The following is a 13,853-nucleotide window of genomic DNA, read 5'->3' as shown; positions in this document are numbered from 1 at the left end:
ATGCGTGATCTGATCCTGAGATTGAGCAAAAGTTCGATTTATTCAACAAAGCCTCATTTAACTACACACCTAAAAAATAAACCTTGCCGTAACTATATGATATTGATCATTTTATTGAAGCTAGATCAGAAGTGTTTAAAATCTGCTTAAAAACACTTAAACGGTGATCATTTTTGTGCAGAATTAAATACAAAAATTACTATTTTTGCTCATTTTCTTCTGAGCTATGCAAAATCCCCGAAATCCCCCGAAAGCCACGTCATTAAAGGCGTCGCGCTATTTCAGACTCTCCCATTAGCTATGTAAAAATGATCACTCCCACACATCCGGCCGGTTTTTTAATAGATAGAGAAAGTTACCAGAGTGGTAGAAGCAATGTGCTCGACTGGATTTCCGAGGACGTAAAGCCCCAATGCAGATAGAAATCTTTTGCTTCCTCAGACAGCGCATGAACTAATAACGCTTTCGTCCCCACCTGTTCAGTAACCTGCCGGGAACGCAAGACCGCATCTTTTAATAGTCCCGCACCAATTCCACGGCGCTGGTAACGTTCATCTACCGCCAGACGACCCAAGACTAATACGGGCAGCGGATCAGGCATATTACGCCGTAACGCGCCCGATACGGATTGACGCTGTACGCTGCCGGTTGCCAGCGCGTAAAAGCCAATAACCTGATTGGCACCCGATTCACACACGATAAAAGTGCGTGATGCGCCAATGGTTTGATTCTTGAGAGCCTTACGCTTCAACCAGTCATCCAGCGACGGTTCTGAACTTCGGAAATCAACCACGGCATGCTGAGGTAATAATAATTCAGGTGCCGTTATTCCCACGGTGATTTCCTGTCTAATAACGCCTGTAACCGCTCATTGGTGGCGACAGGTTTTTCTAACGCGGTAATAAAGGCATCAAATTGTGATTCATCAACCAGAAACAGGCGTTGATCCAATAGCACCTCTTCCGCCTCACGACATGCAGCCTCAAGGATAAAATCAGTACGTGACTTTGAAAGCAGTTTCGCGGCAACGTCTATCAGTTCCCGTTGTGATGATTTCGCCCGAATGTTGATCGGTGCCTCTTTTGCCTCTGTTCTCATAAAGGCCTCCTGTATAGCTAATCGTTATACAGAAATCATAATCAATTGTGTAGCAAATAGCTACACACAGGTTAAATATCACTATAGGGTGACGAGTGACTCATCACCTGTTCACCAACTCATCATCTATTAATCTATTGATTATTAAAAATAAAAAACTCTGGTGAAGAGGGTGAACAGTTTTGTGCAAAATCTTTTTATTTTGGCTACTGACGGTTACATGACGAACAGCGCTTTTCCGTCCTCTCCTTTTAACGCTTGCTGTAACGAGCCTAAGAGTGCTTTTAGTTCACCGCTCAAATACTGGCTGAATGCCTCCCGCCCTAACGTTCTATTAAATACCGCTTGTGGCAGGAATCGCCGCATTTCAGCGCTAAAGCGGCCATCCCCCACAACCTGATCAATGCTTTCTATGCGCTGTGCCAGTAGCTCATCATAATTCGGGATGCGGTAATCCTGTATTTTCTTACGAATCAGATCGATATCATAAGTCGCGCTCTGCTGGATCAGCCACGGTAAGTCCCAAACGTCACGGTAGCGGATATATTTGGTGGTCGCGACGAGCGAAACCAGTTTGTCACACATCACTTCATTTAGCGTTTCACACATGACCAGCGTATCGGAATAACCATCGGGCAGAACTTCATAGTTACGTTTTAGCGTCATCGGCGCTCGGGTATAAGCCGGAATATTGGCGATCTCAATCTTGATCCGCTGTCTCGGCATATCACGTTTTTCCGGTGCGGTGGTCACGGATACCTGCCATTTGTCGATACGGACTTCCTCATAGCCGGGTTCATTCCGTAACTCATTTGGCTCTTTCACGTTGACCTCAAGGCCGTAGCGATTCCCCAGATAATCTTCAATACAGGCTTTCATGTTTTTTAGGTCTGCGCCAGAAAACGCAACACCGCCGGCAAAATCCAAATCTTCACTGAAGCGGTTTGCGCCATGACACAACCTTAACGATGTCCCGCCCTGAAAAGTAAGTTGTTCTAACAAGCCCGCGATATCCAGACAGTAGAGAATGTCATAGTGCAAAAGCTCCTTTTCCACCACATTGCGCAAGCCTTCAAGCTCGGCTGATTCCACCGCTTTGCTGACCAGTTTGGCAAAGTTAACTTTCTGATTCATGATGTAGCTCCGATTCGTCAATCAGATGGATATTGCGGCCAACGCGGCGTAAATCCCTCACAGCGGTTTTCTTCGTCGCGTGCCGTAACGGAGAATTGCCAAAATAGGTATCCTGTAAAATCTTCTCAGGTGGCCGCTTGGTATGGGTAAATTCAATCACCCCAAAAGGCGTTTTATGTTCTTCGGAACGTCCGGTGGTCATCACCGTGATCCGGTCAATCGGGATTTGAGAAATCACGCCATATTCAGACAAGGCGGATTCGAGGCTAAGATAATTATATTCACCACGCCGCAGTGCTAACACGATACGCTCAAGCGTATAGGCATCTTTGCTTTTGGCATGGTTATAAACATACACGCCGCGAATAGCACGGGTTAGGATGCCATCTTTTACCAAACGATTTAGCCCGGCATTAAACGCTCTGGGCGTATCCTCATGGAAAATCTTGGCTAAATCGCGGGAGGTGAAGACATAACGCCCTTGCTTATCGAATGCGTTTAAACGTTCAATAGCAGTGATCCTGTCCATTTATAAGTCCACATGAAAACCACATAATTGTGTCATTCACGTATACTTGAATAAAAACCACCCGTCAAGTACACGCAAATAACACTAATAAGTGACATTCGCGTGTACTTGTCAAAGAATGACCATAGACTGAGGTGACAAAAGGTAGGTTTCACAGGGTGAGATCGTTGGACAAAATCCCTATCACTTTTCAGCATTGGTATACGTTTAGGTATACAAACAAAGTCTGAATTCACACTTAAAACATAAATATCATAATGTTACGATTGATATTCAGATTCCCCAGCGGCGCTACTAACCGGTGTCGCTTTCGGACAAGGGGACGGTATCCACCAGTCTGGTGGAAAGTGGGCATGATAGAAGAATGATATCTGTCGAACATTCTGGCGATATCATGCAGGGAATCACCTTGCTTATACCTGTCCCAGATAATCGCTTTCTGTTCCGACGTGTAGTTAATACGCGTTCTTCGTTTCATGGCAACGTCCCCCTTGATTAAGGATAGCGTTGCATCGACCTGTTGAACTCACAGCTCAAAGCAGATGTCATACTCTTCAACTTGTCCGTTCCGTGCCAATAGCAGAAATTGCTAATATACCGGTGTATTAATCAATGCGGAGCAGGTCACTATGGCTATAAAACACACAATTCGATTCCTCGGCTAAAGATATTTTTGCTACTCATGTCACAAATAAGTCCCACAGTTTCCACTTTAATCAAGCAAAAAAAATCTTTAGTCCCACTCTTAGGCCCATAAAAAATTGAATCAGGAATAAGCCATCTAATCAAAATAATAGGCAATAAATTCAGCTCCCCCCAGCGATATATTTCCTGCTTATACGTTTGGACATCAACGATAGCGAAATTTTACATTACGAAAGCAGATAATAACAATTTGTTATAAATTAAAGTGTAAATTAACGCCAATTTTTCAAATGTGAGTTAGATGACGATACGTGATCAAATTCACGCCCTATCACTGGTGATAATACAAATACAGAAATATTGACATTCATTTTATACGACTAAAAAGAGGTGTTACTGCTATGTTCAGAAAATTATCTTTCCTGAAGTTCGTTGTCATTTTTGCTATTTCTCCCTTTGCATTTGCCAAATCGGACATATTGCGTATCGGCGTCGATTTAACTTACCCGCCCTTTCAAAAAATGGATAAAAACGGTAATCCATCGGGCTTTTATATAGAAGTCACCGATGCCATCTGCCAATCAATCAATGCAAAATGCGATTATATCGTCAATACATTCGACGCTCAGATCCCCGCCCTTCTCGCAAAAAAAATAGATATCATTTTGCCGCTTGGGGTGACACGTAAGAGAAAAGAATCGATAGATTTCAGCAACTATGTTTCTCACGTCCCCACCAAACTTGTCGCAAGGAAAGCGTCCAATCTTCTTCCCCAAGCTGAGCTTCTGCGCGGGAAAAATATCGCAGTACAGAAAGGCTCCATTCAAGAAGCCTACGCCAATAAATATTGGCTACCCGCCGGGGTGATTGTTAAAAGCTATCCCGATCAGGAAGCCATTTATGAGGATTTATATTCAGGAAGAGTTGAAGGTGCACTGTGTCCGTCGGTTGCCGTCGCGTTTGGATTTTTAAAAACCCCACAGGGTAAAGATTTTGAGCTAAAAGGCCCGGAAGTCACTGATGCGGATTTATTCAGTATTGGTGCAGCATACGGTATCCGCAAAGACGATACGGAAACAAAACAGCTAGTCAATCAGGGGCTGAAAGATATCGTCCAAAAAGGCATATATGCAAAAATACAGAAACGCTATTTTGGTGACATCGATTTAAGCGTGAAGGAATAATATCAGGCGCGGTTAATGGGTGCTTTTCATGTCCAACCGCTCTCCCCGGTCCACCAAAAGGCTGGGGAGATTTTGCCAAAGCAAGAATTTACTGCCTTTCCCTCCGCACCAGCGTCTGCAACAGAATCTTGATAAAGAGGGAAAACGCCATCGTCCCTTTTTCTGTTACTATCACGCGTTGGAAAATATCGATATATATGTGAATATATTCCGCTTCACATCACCGCTTTCAATCACGCTTTCACAGTGAGCGACATGCAGGAGAAATCATGAGCCTTCACCTCTGGCTGGCTTATACAGGAATCATCATCGCCCTGATTGCCATTCCGGGCCCATCCGCCTTAATCAGCATGTCGCATGGTTTACGCTACGGCGCTTCACGTGCAACAGCGACCGTACTCGGCGGCGTCAGCGCGGCAATGATTTTGATGTCCTGTTCAGCATTGGGGCTAGGTGCCATCCTCGCGGCGTCAACCACCGCCTTCATGGTATTAAAAATAGTGGGGGCGGTTTACCTCATCTGGTTAGGCATCGCGTCATGGCGTTCTAAAGATATGAGCACCGGGGAACAGGACACACAGGAAACCGCTGCACCGGGCTGGTTTCCGTTATTCCGCAAAGGCTTTCTGGTCGGGATCAGCAATCCAAAAGATTTGCTGTTTTTCGCCGCGCTCTTTCCCAATTTTATCGATACCAGCGCCCCACACGCCTTGCAGCTCATCATTCTTGCATTGACTTGGGCCTTCTTCGATTTCAACATCATGTTTATCTATGCCTGCACCGGCCGCCGTTTATCAGGTCTGTTTTCCAATCCACGCCGCATTAAGCTGTTTAACCGTTCAACGGGCGGGATCTTTATTCTGGCAGGTACCACGCTGGCAGCGTCAACGCGTTAATTGGCTGGATCCTGCTGCTTTCAAGCTGGCAGGCGCCACCCCGTTACGATGCCGTAACAAAATCAGCAATGCCTTTCTCGTCCATCCGATAGCGAATCCACTCATCCTGCGGCTTCGCGCCAATGCTTTTATAGAAGTTGATCGCGGGTTGGTTCCAGTCCAGCACACTCCACTCCAACCGTCCGCACTGTCTTTCCCGCGCAAGACGCGCCACCTGTTTCAGCAGCGCTTTGCCTGCTCCCGCATTACGATATGCCTGCGCGATGTAGAGATCTTCCAGATAAATGCCGTATTTCCCCAGCCAGGTTGAATAGCTCATGAAGAAAATCGCATAGCCGACAGGCTTACCGTCAATCTCGCAAATCAGCGTTTCCGCCGTCGCCCCTTCACCAAATAGTGAGTGCTCAATATCCTCAAGCGAAGCCAGGACTTCGTGGCGCGCCTTCTCATACACGGCAAGCTCGATGATTAAATCCAGAATCACGCTCGCATCTGATTTCTGAGCGGGGCGGATAACGATGTCAATACAAGCTCGGTCTATAACAGCTGGGTTCATAACGTCTTTCTTCTCCTGTGCTAATTTTTCCAATGCTAACCATAACCAAAGCTTGCCATGCTACCGGATCAAAAATACTGTATGAACTGCATTTTCTACAGCGACTGATGAACATCATGCATCTGGACTTACGACGTATCGATCTAAATTTGCTGGTGGTGTTTAACAGCGTGTACCAGCATCGATCCGTCGCCGCAGCGGCAAAAGAGCTGGCGATGAGCGCATCGGCGGTTAGCCATGCGCTAACGCGCTTGCGCAATACGTTTTCCGATGAGCTATTTTTTCGCGTGGGCAACACCATGCACCCGACTGTTTTGGCAGACGGTATCGCGGAGCCGATCGCGGAAAGTCTGGCACTGCTAACGCGAGGCCTGACGCCACGTCCACGTTTTAATCCCGCCCACAGTACGGAAAGTTTCACCTTTTCCATCACCGATTACACCGCGTTTTCCGTCTTTCCAACCCTGATGGCACACATGGAGAAACTGGCACCCCATATCAAATTCAATCTGGTCTATTCGCCACAGAAAGTTGCGATTACGGATTTGCTGGCAGGGAAAATCGATTTTGCTTTAGGGTTCACTGACATGACGCAATCTGAGAACCGGGACATCGAAGAGATAGACTGGATTGAAGATAGTTATGTCATCATCACCGCCGCTGATTATCCCTCAGGCGAGTCGCTTACGCTGGATGATTACCTTGCCGCCCGGCACCTTGTGGTTACACCGTGGAATGAGTCACGCGGGGTCATTGATTACGCACTGGATCAGCTCAATAAGCAGCGTCATATCGCGCTAAAAACGCCGTCCATGATGAGTGCTCCGTTTATTATCGCCGATTCAACGCTGATCATGGCATTACCGCGTAATATTGCGACAATTTTTGCACAACTCCTACCGTTACGGATTCACCCTCTGCCTTTCACTGTGCCGCCCTATCGCGTGAAAATTTACAGCCACCGCAATAGCCGTTCGGAAGCGAGCCAGTGGATTAAAAACCTATTACACAGCCTGGTGGCACGACCCATTAGCTAGCCTGATTCACCGCCCTCTCCCTGTTAGCATGCAGCAGCCAGCGACTTCCGACGATTTCTCTTCGGCTATGCTGGCGCGACAGTGGCTGTGGCTGTGGCTGTGGCTGTGGCTGTGGCTGTGGCAAGCCAATCCTGACGAACGCTGGCTGGCGCATCCTCACCTGAGGATTACGCTATTCTGTCAGCCCATGCCGACCCGTACAAATGCGCCTTCATGGTATGACGTGCCTAATTTGCAGATACAAAAATTTCCGGCTGAGGAATTCGAGTTCACCACGCAGCTGACGCCCGTTCTGGAGCAAGTCGGCGAGCGTTCCGCATTCCTCGCCATTGAGAAAAGTGCGGCAGGTCTTGAATGGGTCACCGGATTCGGCTGGATGAGCGATGCACAGCAGTTGGAGCAACACCAGAGGCGTCTGGCGGTGTTGCCTGAAAAACAGAGCCTCACCCTGCGTGTCACGGTACGGCAGAACGCGATTTGCCAGTTCGCCTGACGAAGCGAGGATGGGGAATATACGGTGTGGGAGGATAGCTTCGCCGCAGGGTCGGGCAAATGGGTTAGCGATAAAGTGGGGCTGTACGCGCTGACGACAACATCAGGAAACAGCGGGAGTCACACCTGGATTAAAGATGTGAAAATCACGCGTCTGGCTGTCTGATCTTGGGTACGGTTCTGGTATCACAGTGCCCCAGAATTACACACCGAGAGCGTCAGCAACCTGTTCGCTTTCCACTTTGGAAAAATTTGCGTAGGTCAGTGCATCGAGTAGCGCTGCGCGATCGATCGTCGGATAAACCTCAGGGCCTTGTAAAAGTTGGCCGATGTCGTGAATGCTAAGCTGGAGATAGATGGCGTGTGAAGCCACGGCAATATCACGAGCGCTATAACCCAGCTTCCGTAAAATCACCGCAACCTGCTGAGGTGTTATCGCATCCTGGTACACGGTATAAAGCACATCGGCAATCAGTGTCGACGTCAAAACCGAAATACGGGACACGTCACCAGCTCGCCCACCCAATGCCTGAAGGATATGATCGACAGCTTGTTCTGGCGTTTTTCCCTGCGCCTGTTGTGCAGCCAGTACAGAAACCAGTTTATTTTTTATTTCATCATTTGCCATCGTTCGGTTCCTTAATACATTCATTACAGATGTAATTTTAGTATAAGCACGCTACCCGTCATGGCGGTAATGAGCAAATAAAATCATGCGATTTCGTGTGAATATCGAACAAAAAATCGACAAACAGTTCTAAAATCCAGAATAGATTTCCTTATCAGGAAACACAAACGCACTAAGATTGATGAATGTAGACCAGAGTGACGGAAATAAAACACAGTTTGATACAACTCCGTTTACATCGTTTCACCCTCTTTTTTCCTGAAATGCGATAATCCCCCGATAAAAATCGTATTTTCGTTTCTGCCTTGTCATTTTCATCGACCGAAAAGGCCATGCAAAATGAAAGGATTAGTGAGCAAAAAGGCTATAAGTCATGATCACCACCGACGCTAATAACGCAGTCGCCTCCGTGGCCTGGCGAACCAATGAAGTCATCGCCATCTACCCTATCACGCCCAGTTCCAGCATGGCTGAACAGGCCGCAGTCTGGTCGAGCAACGGCGGGTTGAATATATGGGGAGATACGCCCCGCGTTGTTGAAATGCAATCGGAAGGCGGCGCGATCGCTACCGTCCACGGCGCATTGCAGACGGGCACACTCGCGACCACATTTACCTCATCGCAGGGTCTGCTGCTGATGATCCCCACGTTGTATAAGCTGGCCGGCGAACTGACCCCGTTTGTCCTGCACGTCGCTGCCCGTACGGTTGCGACGCATGCGCTTTCCATCTTCTGCGATCATTCCGATGTCATGGCCGTGCGCCAGACGGGCTGCGCCATGCTGTGCGCCAACAATGTACAGGAAGCGCAAGACTTTGCGCTGATTTCACAAATCGCCAGCCTGAACAGTCGCCTGCCGTTTATCCATTTCTTCGACGGTTTCCGCACCTCACACGAAATCAATAAGATTGAGCCGCTGAACGATGAGACGATTCGCCAGCTTCTGCCACAGCAGGCCATTGATGCACACCGTGAGCGAGCGCTCACACCAGAACATCCGGTGATTCGTGGGACTGCCTCTAACCCTGACACCTTCTTCCAGGCGCGCGAAGCCACTAACCGCTGGTATGACGCAGCTTATGAGCACGTTGAGCAGGCGATGAACGATTTTGCCGCAGCGACAGGACGCCAGTACCAGCCGTTTGAATACTACGGCCACCCAGAAGCGACCAAAATCGTCGTTCTGATGGGGTCCGGCGTCGGCACCTGCGAAGAGGTAGTCGATACGCTGTTGATGCTCGGTAAGAAAGTCGGCGTGGTGAAAATCCGTCTGTACCGCCCGTTCTCCGCCAAACATCTGCTGACTGTGATTCCGCAAACAGCAAAAAGCATCGCGGTACTGGATCGCACCAAAGAGCCGGGTGCGCTGGCAGAACCGCTGTATCTCGATGTGATGACCGCGCTGGCCGAGGCGTTCTCCGCAGGTGAGCGTTCACTTATGCCACGTGTCATTGGTGGTCGTTACGGGCTGTCCTCCAAAGAGTTTACCCCGCAGTGCGTACAGGCGATCTTTAATGAGTTAGCACTTGCCAACCCACGACCGCGCTTCACGGTAGGGATTTATGACGATGTCACCAATCTGTCCCTGCCACTACCGGAACAGCATTTTCCGGGCAGCGCATCACTCGAAGCGCTGTTTTACGGCCTGGGCAGTGACGGCACCGTTTCCGCAACCAAGAATGCGATCAAAATCGTCGGTGAAACCACCCCGATGTTTGTGCAAGGCTACTTTGTCTATGACTCGAAGAAAGCCGGTAGCCTGACCGTTTCCCACATGCGTGTTGGCCCACACCCGATCAACTCAGCCTACCTGATCGATCAGGCGGATTTCGTCGCCTGCCATCAGTGGCAGTTTATCGACAAGTACAACATGGTCGAACGGCTGAAGCCCGGCGGGGTTTTCCTGATCAACTCGCCGTATAGCAGTGACGACCTGTGGCACCGTTTGCCACAGGAAGTGCAGGCAGGGCTTAACCAGCGCAATGCCCGCGTGTACTGCATCAACGCGGCCAAGATTGCTCGCGAATGCCATTTGGGCGCGCGCATCAATACCGTCATGCAGATGGCATTCTTCCATCTGTCACAGATTCTGCCAGCCGATGTGGCGGTGGAAAAACTGCGTACCGCCATCGCCAAGAGCTACGGCAGTAAAGGTCAGGAGTTGGTTGAACGCAACTGGCAGGCGCTGAGCGCCACATTGGAAGCGCTGGCCGACGTGCCGCTGGACGCCGTCAACCCAGACAGTCCGCAGCGCCCGCCAGTCGTGTCCGACGCCGCACCCGACTTCGTTAAAACTGTCACGGCCGCTATGTTAGCAGGACTGGGGGATACACTGCCCGTCTCCGCCCTGCCGCCGGATGGCACCTGGCCGACTGGCACCACCAAGTGGGAAAAACGTAACATCGCGGAAGAAATTCCGCTGTGGCAACCGCAGCTTTGTACGCAGTGTAACCACTGCGTTGCCGCCTGCCCGCACTCGGCCATCCGCGCCAAAGTCGTCCAACCCTACGCGATGGAAAATGCGCCCGCGTCACTGCAATCGCTGGATGTGAAAGCACGCGACATGCGCGGTCAGAAATATGTGTTGCAGGTCGCGCCGGAAGACTGCACCGGCTGTAACCTGTGCGTGGAAGTCTGCCCGGCCAAAGACCGCCAGAATCCAGAAATTAAAGCCATCAATATGGCATCCCGTCTGGATAATCTGGCGGCGGAAAAAGAGAACTTCGATTTCTTTCTGCAACTGCCGGAAATCGACAAATCTGCGTTGGAACGCATCGATATCCGTACCTCTCAGTTGATTTCCCCCCTGTTCGAGTACTCCGGCGCCTGCTCAGGATGCGGCGAAACGCCTTACATCAAGCTGTTGACCCAGCTCTATGGCGATCGTCTTCTGGTGGCGAATGCGACGGGCTGCTCGTCTATTTATGGCGGTAACCTGCCCACCACCCCGTGGACCACCGACGCCAACGGTCGCGGCCCGGCCTGGGCTAACTCGCTGTTCGAAGATAACGCCGAATTCGGTCTGGGCTTCCGTCTGAGTGTCGATCAGCACCGTCAGCGTGCCGTGCGCCTGCTCAACAAGCTGGCACCGCAGCTACCGCCAGATCTGGTAAGCGCATTACAAGAAGAGTCCATCGCGCCCGATCTGCGCCGTCAGCAGATTGAACAGCTGCGTGGATTGCTGGCAGCCATCAATGATACCAACGCCAGCGTGCTGGCAAGTGAAGCCGACCACTTTGTCGATAAATCCATCTGGCTCATCGGCGGTGACGGCTGGGCGTACGACATCGGCTATGGCGGGTTGGATCACGTCATGAGCCTGAGCGAAAACGTCAACGTGCTGGTACTGGATACCCAGTGTTACTCCAACACCGGTGGTCAGCAGTCCAAGGCAACACCGCTAGGTGCGGTGACCAAGTTTGGTGAGAAAGGTAAACGCAAAGCGCGCAAAGACCTTGGCATCAACGTCATGATGTACGGTCACGTGTATGTCGCGCAGATCTCGCTGGGCGCACAGTTGAACCAGACGGTGAAAGCGATTCAGGAAGCCGAAGCCTGGCCGGGTCCGTCGCTGATTATCGCGTACAGTCCGTGTGAAGAGCACGGCTACGATCTGGCATTCAGCCACGATCAGATGCGTCAATTAACGGCTACGGGCTTCTGGCCGCTCTACCGCTTCGACCCACGTCGCGCCGAAGAAGGGAAAGCCGCACTGGTCACCGATTCTCGTCCGCCATCAAGCAGCCTGAGTGAAACGCTGCTGAAAGAGCAACGCTTCCGCCGCCTGAATAGCATGATGCCGGAAGAAACCGCGCAGCTCTATGAAGAGGCTGAGTTGGATCTGCGTCGCCGCTTTGACTTCCTGACCATGATGGCAGGCAAGGCAGAGAAAAACCCGCAGGAATAACCTTTCCCCTTAAACCGGCTTCGGCCGGTTTTTTTATGGCGTGCCATCCCTGACCTCTACCCTTATGGGCCGTTGCTGACGCAACGTTAAAAATTTTTCCCGGAAATTTTTTATTGGCGATTCTCCCCAATCCAAACGAGGTTGAATATCGAAGAACCCAGCGTTGATACTCCGGTTTGTCAGGCACGGTAAAGAGGGGCTGACAAGACGCAAGTTACCTTATACTTTATGAGATTATTCGCTCGTTATTGTGTCAAGCCGCTCTCACAGACGCAGAGGAAGAAACATGAAAGGAAAGTTCGCCCCCTCACAGATTGCATTGCACTGGCTGGTTTTTCTGTTGCTCGTTGTGACCTATGCCACCATCGAACTACGCGGATTTGCTGAACGAGGTTCGCTACTGCGCACCATGATGATCGTAACGCATTTTAGCTGTGGCGTAGCCGTACTGGTGTTCATGCTGGCTCGCCTGTTCTTGCGTCATCGGCATACCTCACCCTCCATTACGCCACAGCCCCCTCGCTGGCAAAGTGCGCTGGGTTCACTCACCCACGCCGTTATTTACCTGCTGTTTATCACGCTACCGATACTGGGCGTTGCCTCACGCTACTACAACGGTCGGGACTGGATGTTGTTTGGCATCAGTATGCCAACCGCCGCGACGCCGAATTTCGACCTCGCCGAAACGCTGATTGGCTGGCATGAAACGCTGGCACCGTTAGGCTACTGGCTCATTGCCGCCCATACCGCAGCCGCCCTGTTCCACCACTATGTCATGAAAGACAATACGCTACTGCGCATGATGCCAGCCAAGCGCGATTAATCAGGCAACGAAGGAGCAAGAATGAAAGTCGCACTGGGGCAATTCGCCGTTGACCGCGAGTGGCAACAAAACGCCACAACCATCGCTGAATTCATGTCAGCAGCACAGCAAAACGGCGCCGATCTGCTGGTGCTGCCTGAAGGCGTGCTGGCTCGCGATATCACCAATCCCAACATGGTACTGACCGCCGCTCAGCCGCTTGATGGCCCGTTTATTTCACATCTGCTGGACGCCAGTAAAGGCAATAACCTGACGACCATGCTGTGTGTGCATATCCCAAACGGCGAAGGGAAAGTCTGGAATACGCTGCTGGCACTGCGCAACGGTGGGATCGTTGCTCAATACCGAAAACTGCACCTGTATGATGCGTTTTCCGTACAGGAATCGGAAAACGTACTGGCAGGCGAAGCGATTCCAGCGCTGTTGACCATCGCCGGATTAAAGGTCGGACTGATGACCTGCTATGACATTCGCTTCCCTGAGCTTGCACGCCGTCTGGTGCTGGATGGCGCAGATGTCCTTGTTCTCCCCTCCGCGTGGATTAAAGGGCCGCTGAAAGAGGCACACTGGGAACTACTGGTGCGCGCAAGAGCATTGGAAAACACCACTTATCTCGTCGCTGTTGGCGAATGTGGCGTCAAGAATATCGGCAACAGCATGGTGGTGGATCCTTTAGGCGTTGTCGTGGTTCAGGCACCGGAAACACCGGCTCTCCTCTATGCCGACATTGAGCCGAAACGACTGGCATACGCCCGTCAGGCTCTCCCGGTACTCGCTAATCGACGCTTTAACAAACCCACGCTAGACGGGGAAAATTGAGTCGCGGTTCACTCTCAAAGGTTTTCTTTCTCATTCGTGCACTAAAAAGTGTGATTAGTTACACATGTTGTTTCCCTCGAAGGCCATTCTGCACATATAATGCGC

General features: G+C 50.4%; 14 protein-coding genes and 1 pseudogene. 8 read left to right on the top strand and 7 right to left on the bottom strand.

The features are described 5' to 3' along the window. Positions 1 to 355: 355 nt before the first annotated feature. The 5 genes and pseudogenes from ACKQAD_RS18795 to ACKQAD_RS18775 form a co-directional block, all read right to left on the bottom strand. Positions 356 to 835: a GNAT family N-acetyltransferase gene (locus tag ACKQAD_RS18795; protein WP_409161532.1), complete on the bottom strand. Its 480-nt coding sequence runs from the start codon at positions 833 to 835 to the stop codon at positions 356 to 358. Next, entirely contained in the window at positions 826 to 1,098 is a 273-nt protein-coding gene (locus ACKQAD_RS18790) for a type II toxin-antitoxin system TacA family antitoxin (protein WP_039481848.1), read from the bottom strand. Before ACKQAD_RS18790 ends, ACKQAD_RS18795 begins: the two co-directional genes overlap by 10 nt. A gap of 216 nt (positions 1,099 to 1,314) precedes the next feature. Beyond that, positions 1,315 to 2,232: a nucleotidyl transferase AbiEii/AbiGii toxin family protein gene (locus tag ACKQAD_RS18785; protein ID WP_409161531.1), complete on the bottom strand. Its 918-nt coding sequence runs from the start codon at positions 2,230 to 2,232 to the stop codon at positions 1,315 to 1,317. Further along, positions 2,216 to 2,761, bottom strand: a complete 546-nt coding sequence (abiEi, locus tag ACKQAD_RS18780; protein ID WP_409161530.1) for a type IV toxin-antitoxin system AbiEi family antitoxin — start codon at positions 2,759 to 2,761, stop codon at positions 2,216 to 2,218. The genes ACKQAD_RS18785 and abiEi overlap by 17 nt, the downstream gene beginning before the upstream one ends. Positions 2,762 to 3,044: 283 nt before the next feature. Further along, positions 3,045 to 3,239: pseudogene (locus ACKQAD_RS18775) on the bottom strand (IS30 family transposase); the annotation flags it as partial. A gap of 568 nt (positions 3,240 to 3,807) precedes the next feature. On the opposite strand from ACKQAD_RS18775, the gene ACKQAD_RS18770 reads away from it, so the two are divergent. Then, entirely contained in the window at positions 3,808 to 4,590 is a 783-nt protein-coding gene (locus ACKQAD_RS18770) for a transporter substrate-binding domain-containing protein (protein WP_409161528.1), read from the top strand. A gap of 269 nt (positions 4,591 to 4,859) precedes the next feature. Beyond that, the gene (locus ACKQAD_RS18765) at positions 4,860 to 5,486 is read left to right on the top strand and encodes a LysE family translocator (protein WP_409161526.1); all 627 of its coding nucleotides are present in this window, start codon (positions 4,860 to 4,862) and stop codon (positions 5,484 to 5,486) included. A gap of 43 nt (positions 5,487 to 5,529) precedes the next feature. On the opposite strand, the gene ACKQAD_RS18760 is transcribed toward ACKQAD_RS18765, so the two are convergent. Continuing rightward, complete coding sequence (locus ACKQAD_RS18760; protein ID WP_409161534.1) at positions 5,530 to 6,012, bottom strand: GNAT family N-acetyltransferase; 483 nt, start codon at positions 6,010 to 6,012, stop codon at positions 5,530 to 5,532. Between the two features lie 137 nt (positions 6,013 to 6,149). Here ACKQAD_RS18760 and ACKQAD_RS18755 point away from each other — a divergent pair, with 137 nt between their 5' ends. The 3 genes from ACKQAD_RS18755 to ACKQAD_RS18745 are packed head-to-tail and all read left to right on the top strand — an operon-like array spanning position 6,150 to position 7,737. Then, positions 6,150 to 7,079 carry a LysR substrate-binding domain-containing protein gene (locus ACKQAD_RS18755; protein ID WP_409161533.1) on the top strand — a complete coding sequence of 310 codons (930 nt, stop codon included), beginning with the start codon at positions 6,150 to 6,152 and terminating at the stop codon, positions 7,077 to 7,079. A gap of 28 nt (positions 7,080 to 7,107) precedes the next feature. Further along, positions 7,108 to 7,572, top strand: coding sequence for a hypothetical protein (locus ACKQAD_RS18750; RefSeq protein WP_409161525.1), 465 nt, complete (start codon positions 7,108 to 7,110; stop codon positions 7,570 to 7,572). A gap of 24 nt (positions 7,573 to 7,596) precedes the next feature. Continuing rightward, positions 7,597 to 7,737: a hypothetical protein gene (locus ACKQAD_RS18745; RefSeq protein ID WP_409161524.1), complete on the top strand. Its 141-nt coding sequence runs from the start codon at positions 7,597 to 7,599 to the stop codon at positions 7,735 to 7,737. Positions 7,738 to 7,773: 36 nt separating this feature from the next. Here ACKQAD_RS18745 and ACKQAD_RS18740 read toward each other — a convergent pair whose 3' ends face one another. Further along, on the bottom strand, positions 7,774 to 8,199 hold the full coding sequence (locus tag ACKQAD_RS18740; protein WP_409161523.1) for a hypothetical protein: 426 nt from the start codon (positions 8,197 to 8,199) through the stop codon (positions 7,774 to 7,776). A gap of 373 nt (positions 8,200 to 8,572) precedes the next feature. Between ACKQAD_RS18740 and nifJ the strand changes: the two genes are divergently transcribed. The 3 genes from nifJ to ACKQAD_RS18725 all read left to right on the top strand — a co-directional run bounded on the left by nifJ (position 8,573) and on the right by ACKQAD_RS18725 (position 13,748). After that, positions 8,573 to 12,106, top strand: a complete 3,534-nt coding sequence (nifJ, locus tag ACKQAD_RS18735) for a pyruvate:ferredoxin (flavodoxin) oxidoreductase (protein ID WP_409161521.1) — start codon at positions 8,573 to 8,575, stop codon at positions 12,104 to 12,106. 286 nt (positions 12,107 to 12,392) lie between these two features. After that, a complete protein-coding gene (cybB, locus tag ACKQAD_RS18730; protein WP_409161520.1) occupies positions 12,393 to 12,929 on the top strand; it encodes a cytochrome b561 in 537 nt (178 codons plus the stop codon). A 21-nt stretch (positions 12,930 to 12,950) separates the two neighbouring features. Next, positions 12,951 to 13,748, top strand: coding sequence for a deaminated glutathione amidase (locus tag ACKQAD_RS18725; protein ID WP_409161519.1), 798 nt, complete (start codon positions 12,951 to 12,953; stop codon positions 13,746 to 13,748). The last annotated feature ends 105 nt before the right edge of the window (positions 13,749 to 13,853 follow it).

This window comes from Pectobacterium artocarpous (assembly GCF_046159765.1).
GTDB lineage: Bacteria > Pseudomonadota > Gammaproteobacteria > Enterobacterales > Enterobacteriaceae > Pectobacterium.
Note: the sequence above shows the minus strand (reverse complement) of the source record. Positions and strands in the feature narration are given on the sequence as shown.

Coding starts and splice junctions, on each gene's coding strand:
- ACKQAD_RS18790 (WP_039481848.1), bottom strand. CDS start 1,098: ATGAGAACAGAGGCAAAAGAGGCACCGATCAACATTCGGGCGAAATCA.
- ACKQAD_RS18785 (WP_409161531.1), bottom strand. CDS start 2,232: ATGAATCAGAAAGTTAACTTTGCCAAACTGGTCAGCAAAGCGGTGGAA.
- abiEi (WP_409161530.1), bottom strand. CDS start 2,761: ATGGACAGGATCACTGCTATTGAACGTTTAAACGCATTCGATAAGCAA.
- ACKQAD_RS18770 (WP_409161528.1), top strand. CDS start 3,808: ATGTTCAGAAAATTATCTTTCCTGAAGTTCGTTGTCATTTTTGCTATT.
- ACKQAD_RS18765 (WP_409161526.1), top strand. CDS start 4,860: ATGAGCCTTCACCTCTGGCTGGCTTATACAGGAATCATCATCGCCCTG.
- ACKQAD_RS18755 (WP_409161533.1), top strand. CDS start 6,150: ATGAACATCATGCATCTGGACTTACGACGTATCGATCTAAATTTGCTG.
- ACKQAD_RS18750 (WP_409161525.1), top strand. CDS start 7,108: ATGCAGCAGCCAGCGACTTCCGACGATTTCTCTTCGGCTATGCTGGCG.
- ACKQAD_RS18740 (WP_409161523.1), bottom strand. CDS start 8,199: ATGGCAAATGATGAAATAAAAAATAAACTGGTTTCTGTACTGGCTGCA.
- nifJ (WP_409161521.1), top strand. CDS start 8,573: ATGATCACCACCGACGCTAATAACGCAGTCGCCTCCGTGGCCTGGCGA.
- cybB (WP_409161520.1), top strand. CDS start 12,393: ATGAAAGGAAAGTTCGCCCCCTCACAGATTGCATTGCACTGGCTGGTT.
- ACKQAD_RS18725 (WP_409161519.1), top strand. CDS start 12,951: ATGAAAGTCGCACTGGGGCAATTCGCCGTTGACCGCGAGTGGCAACAA.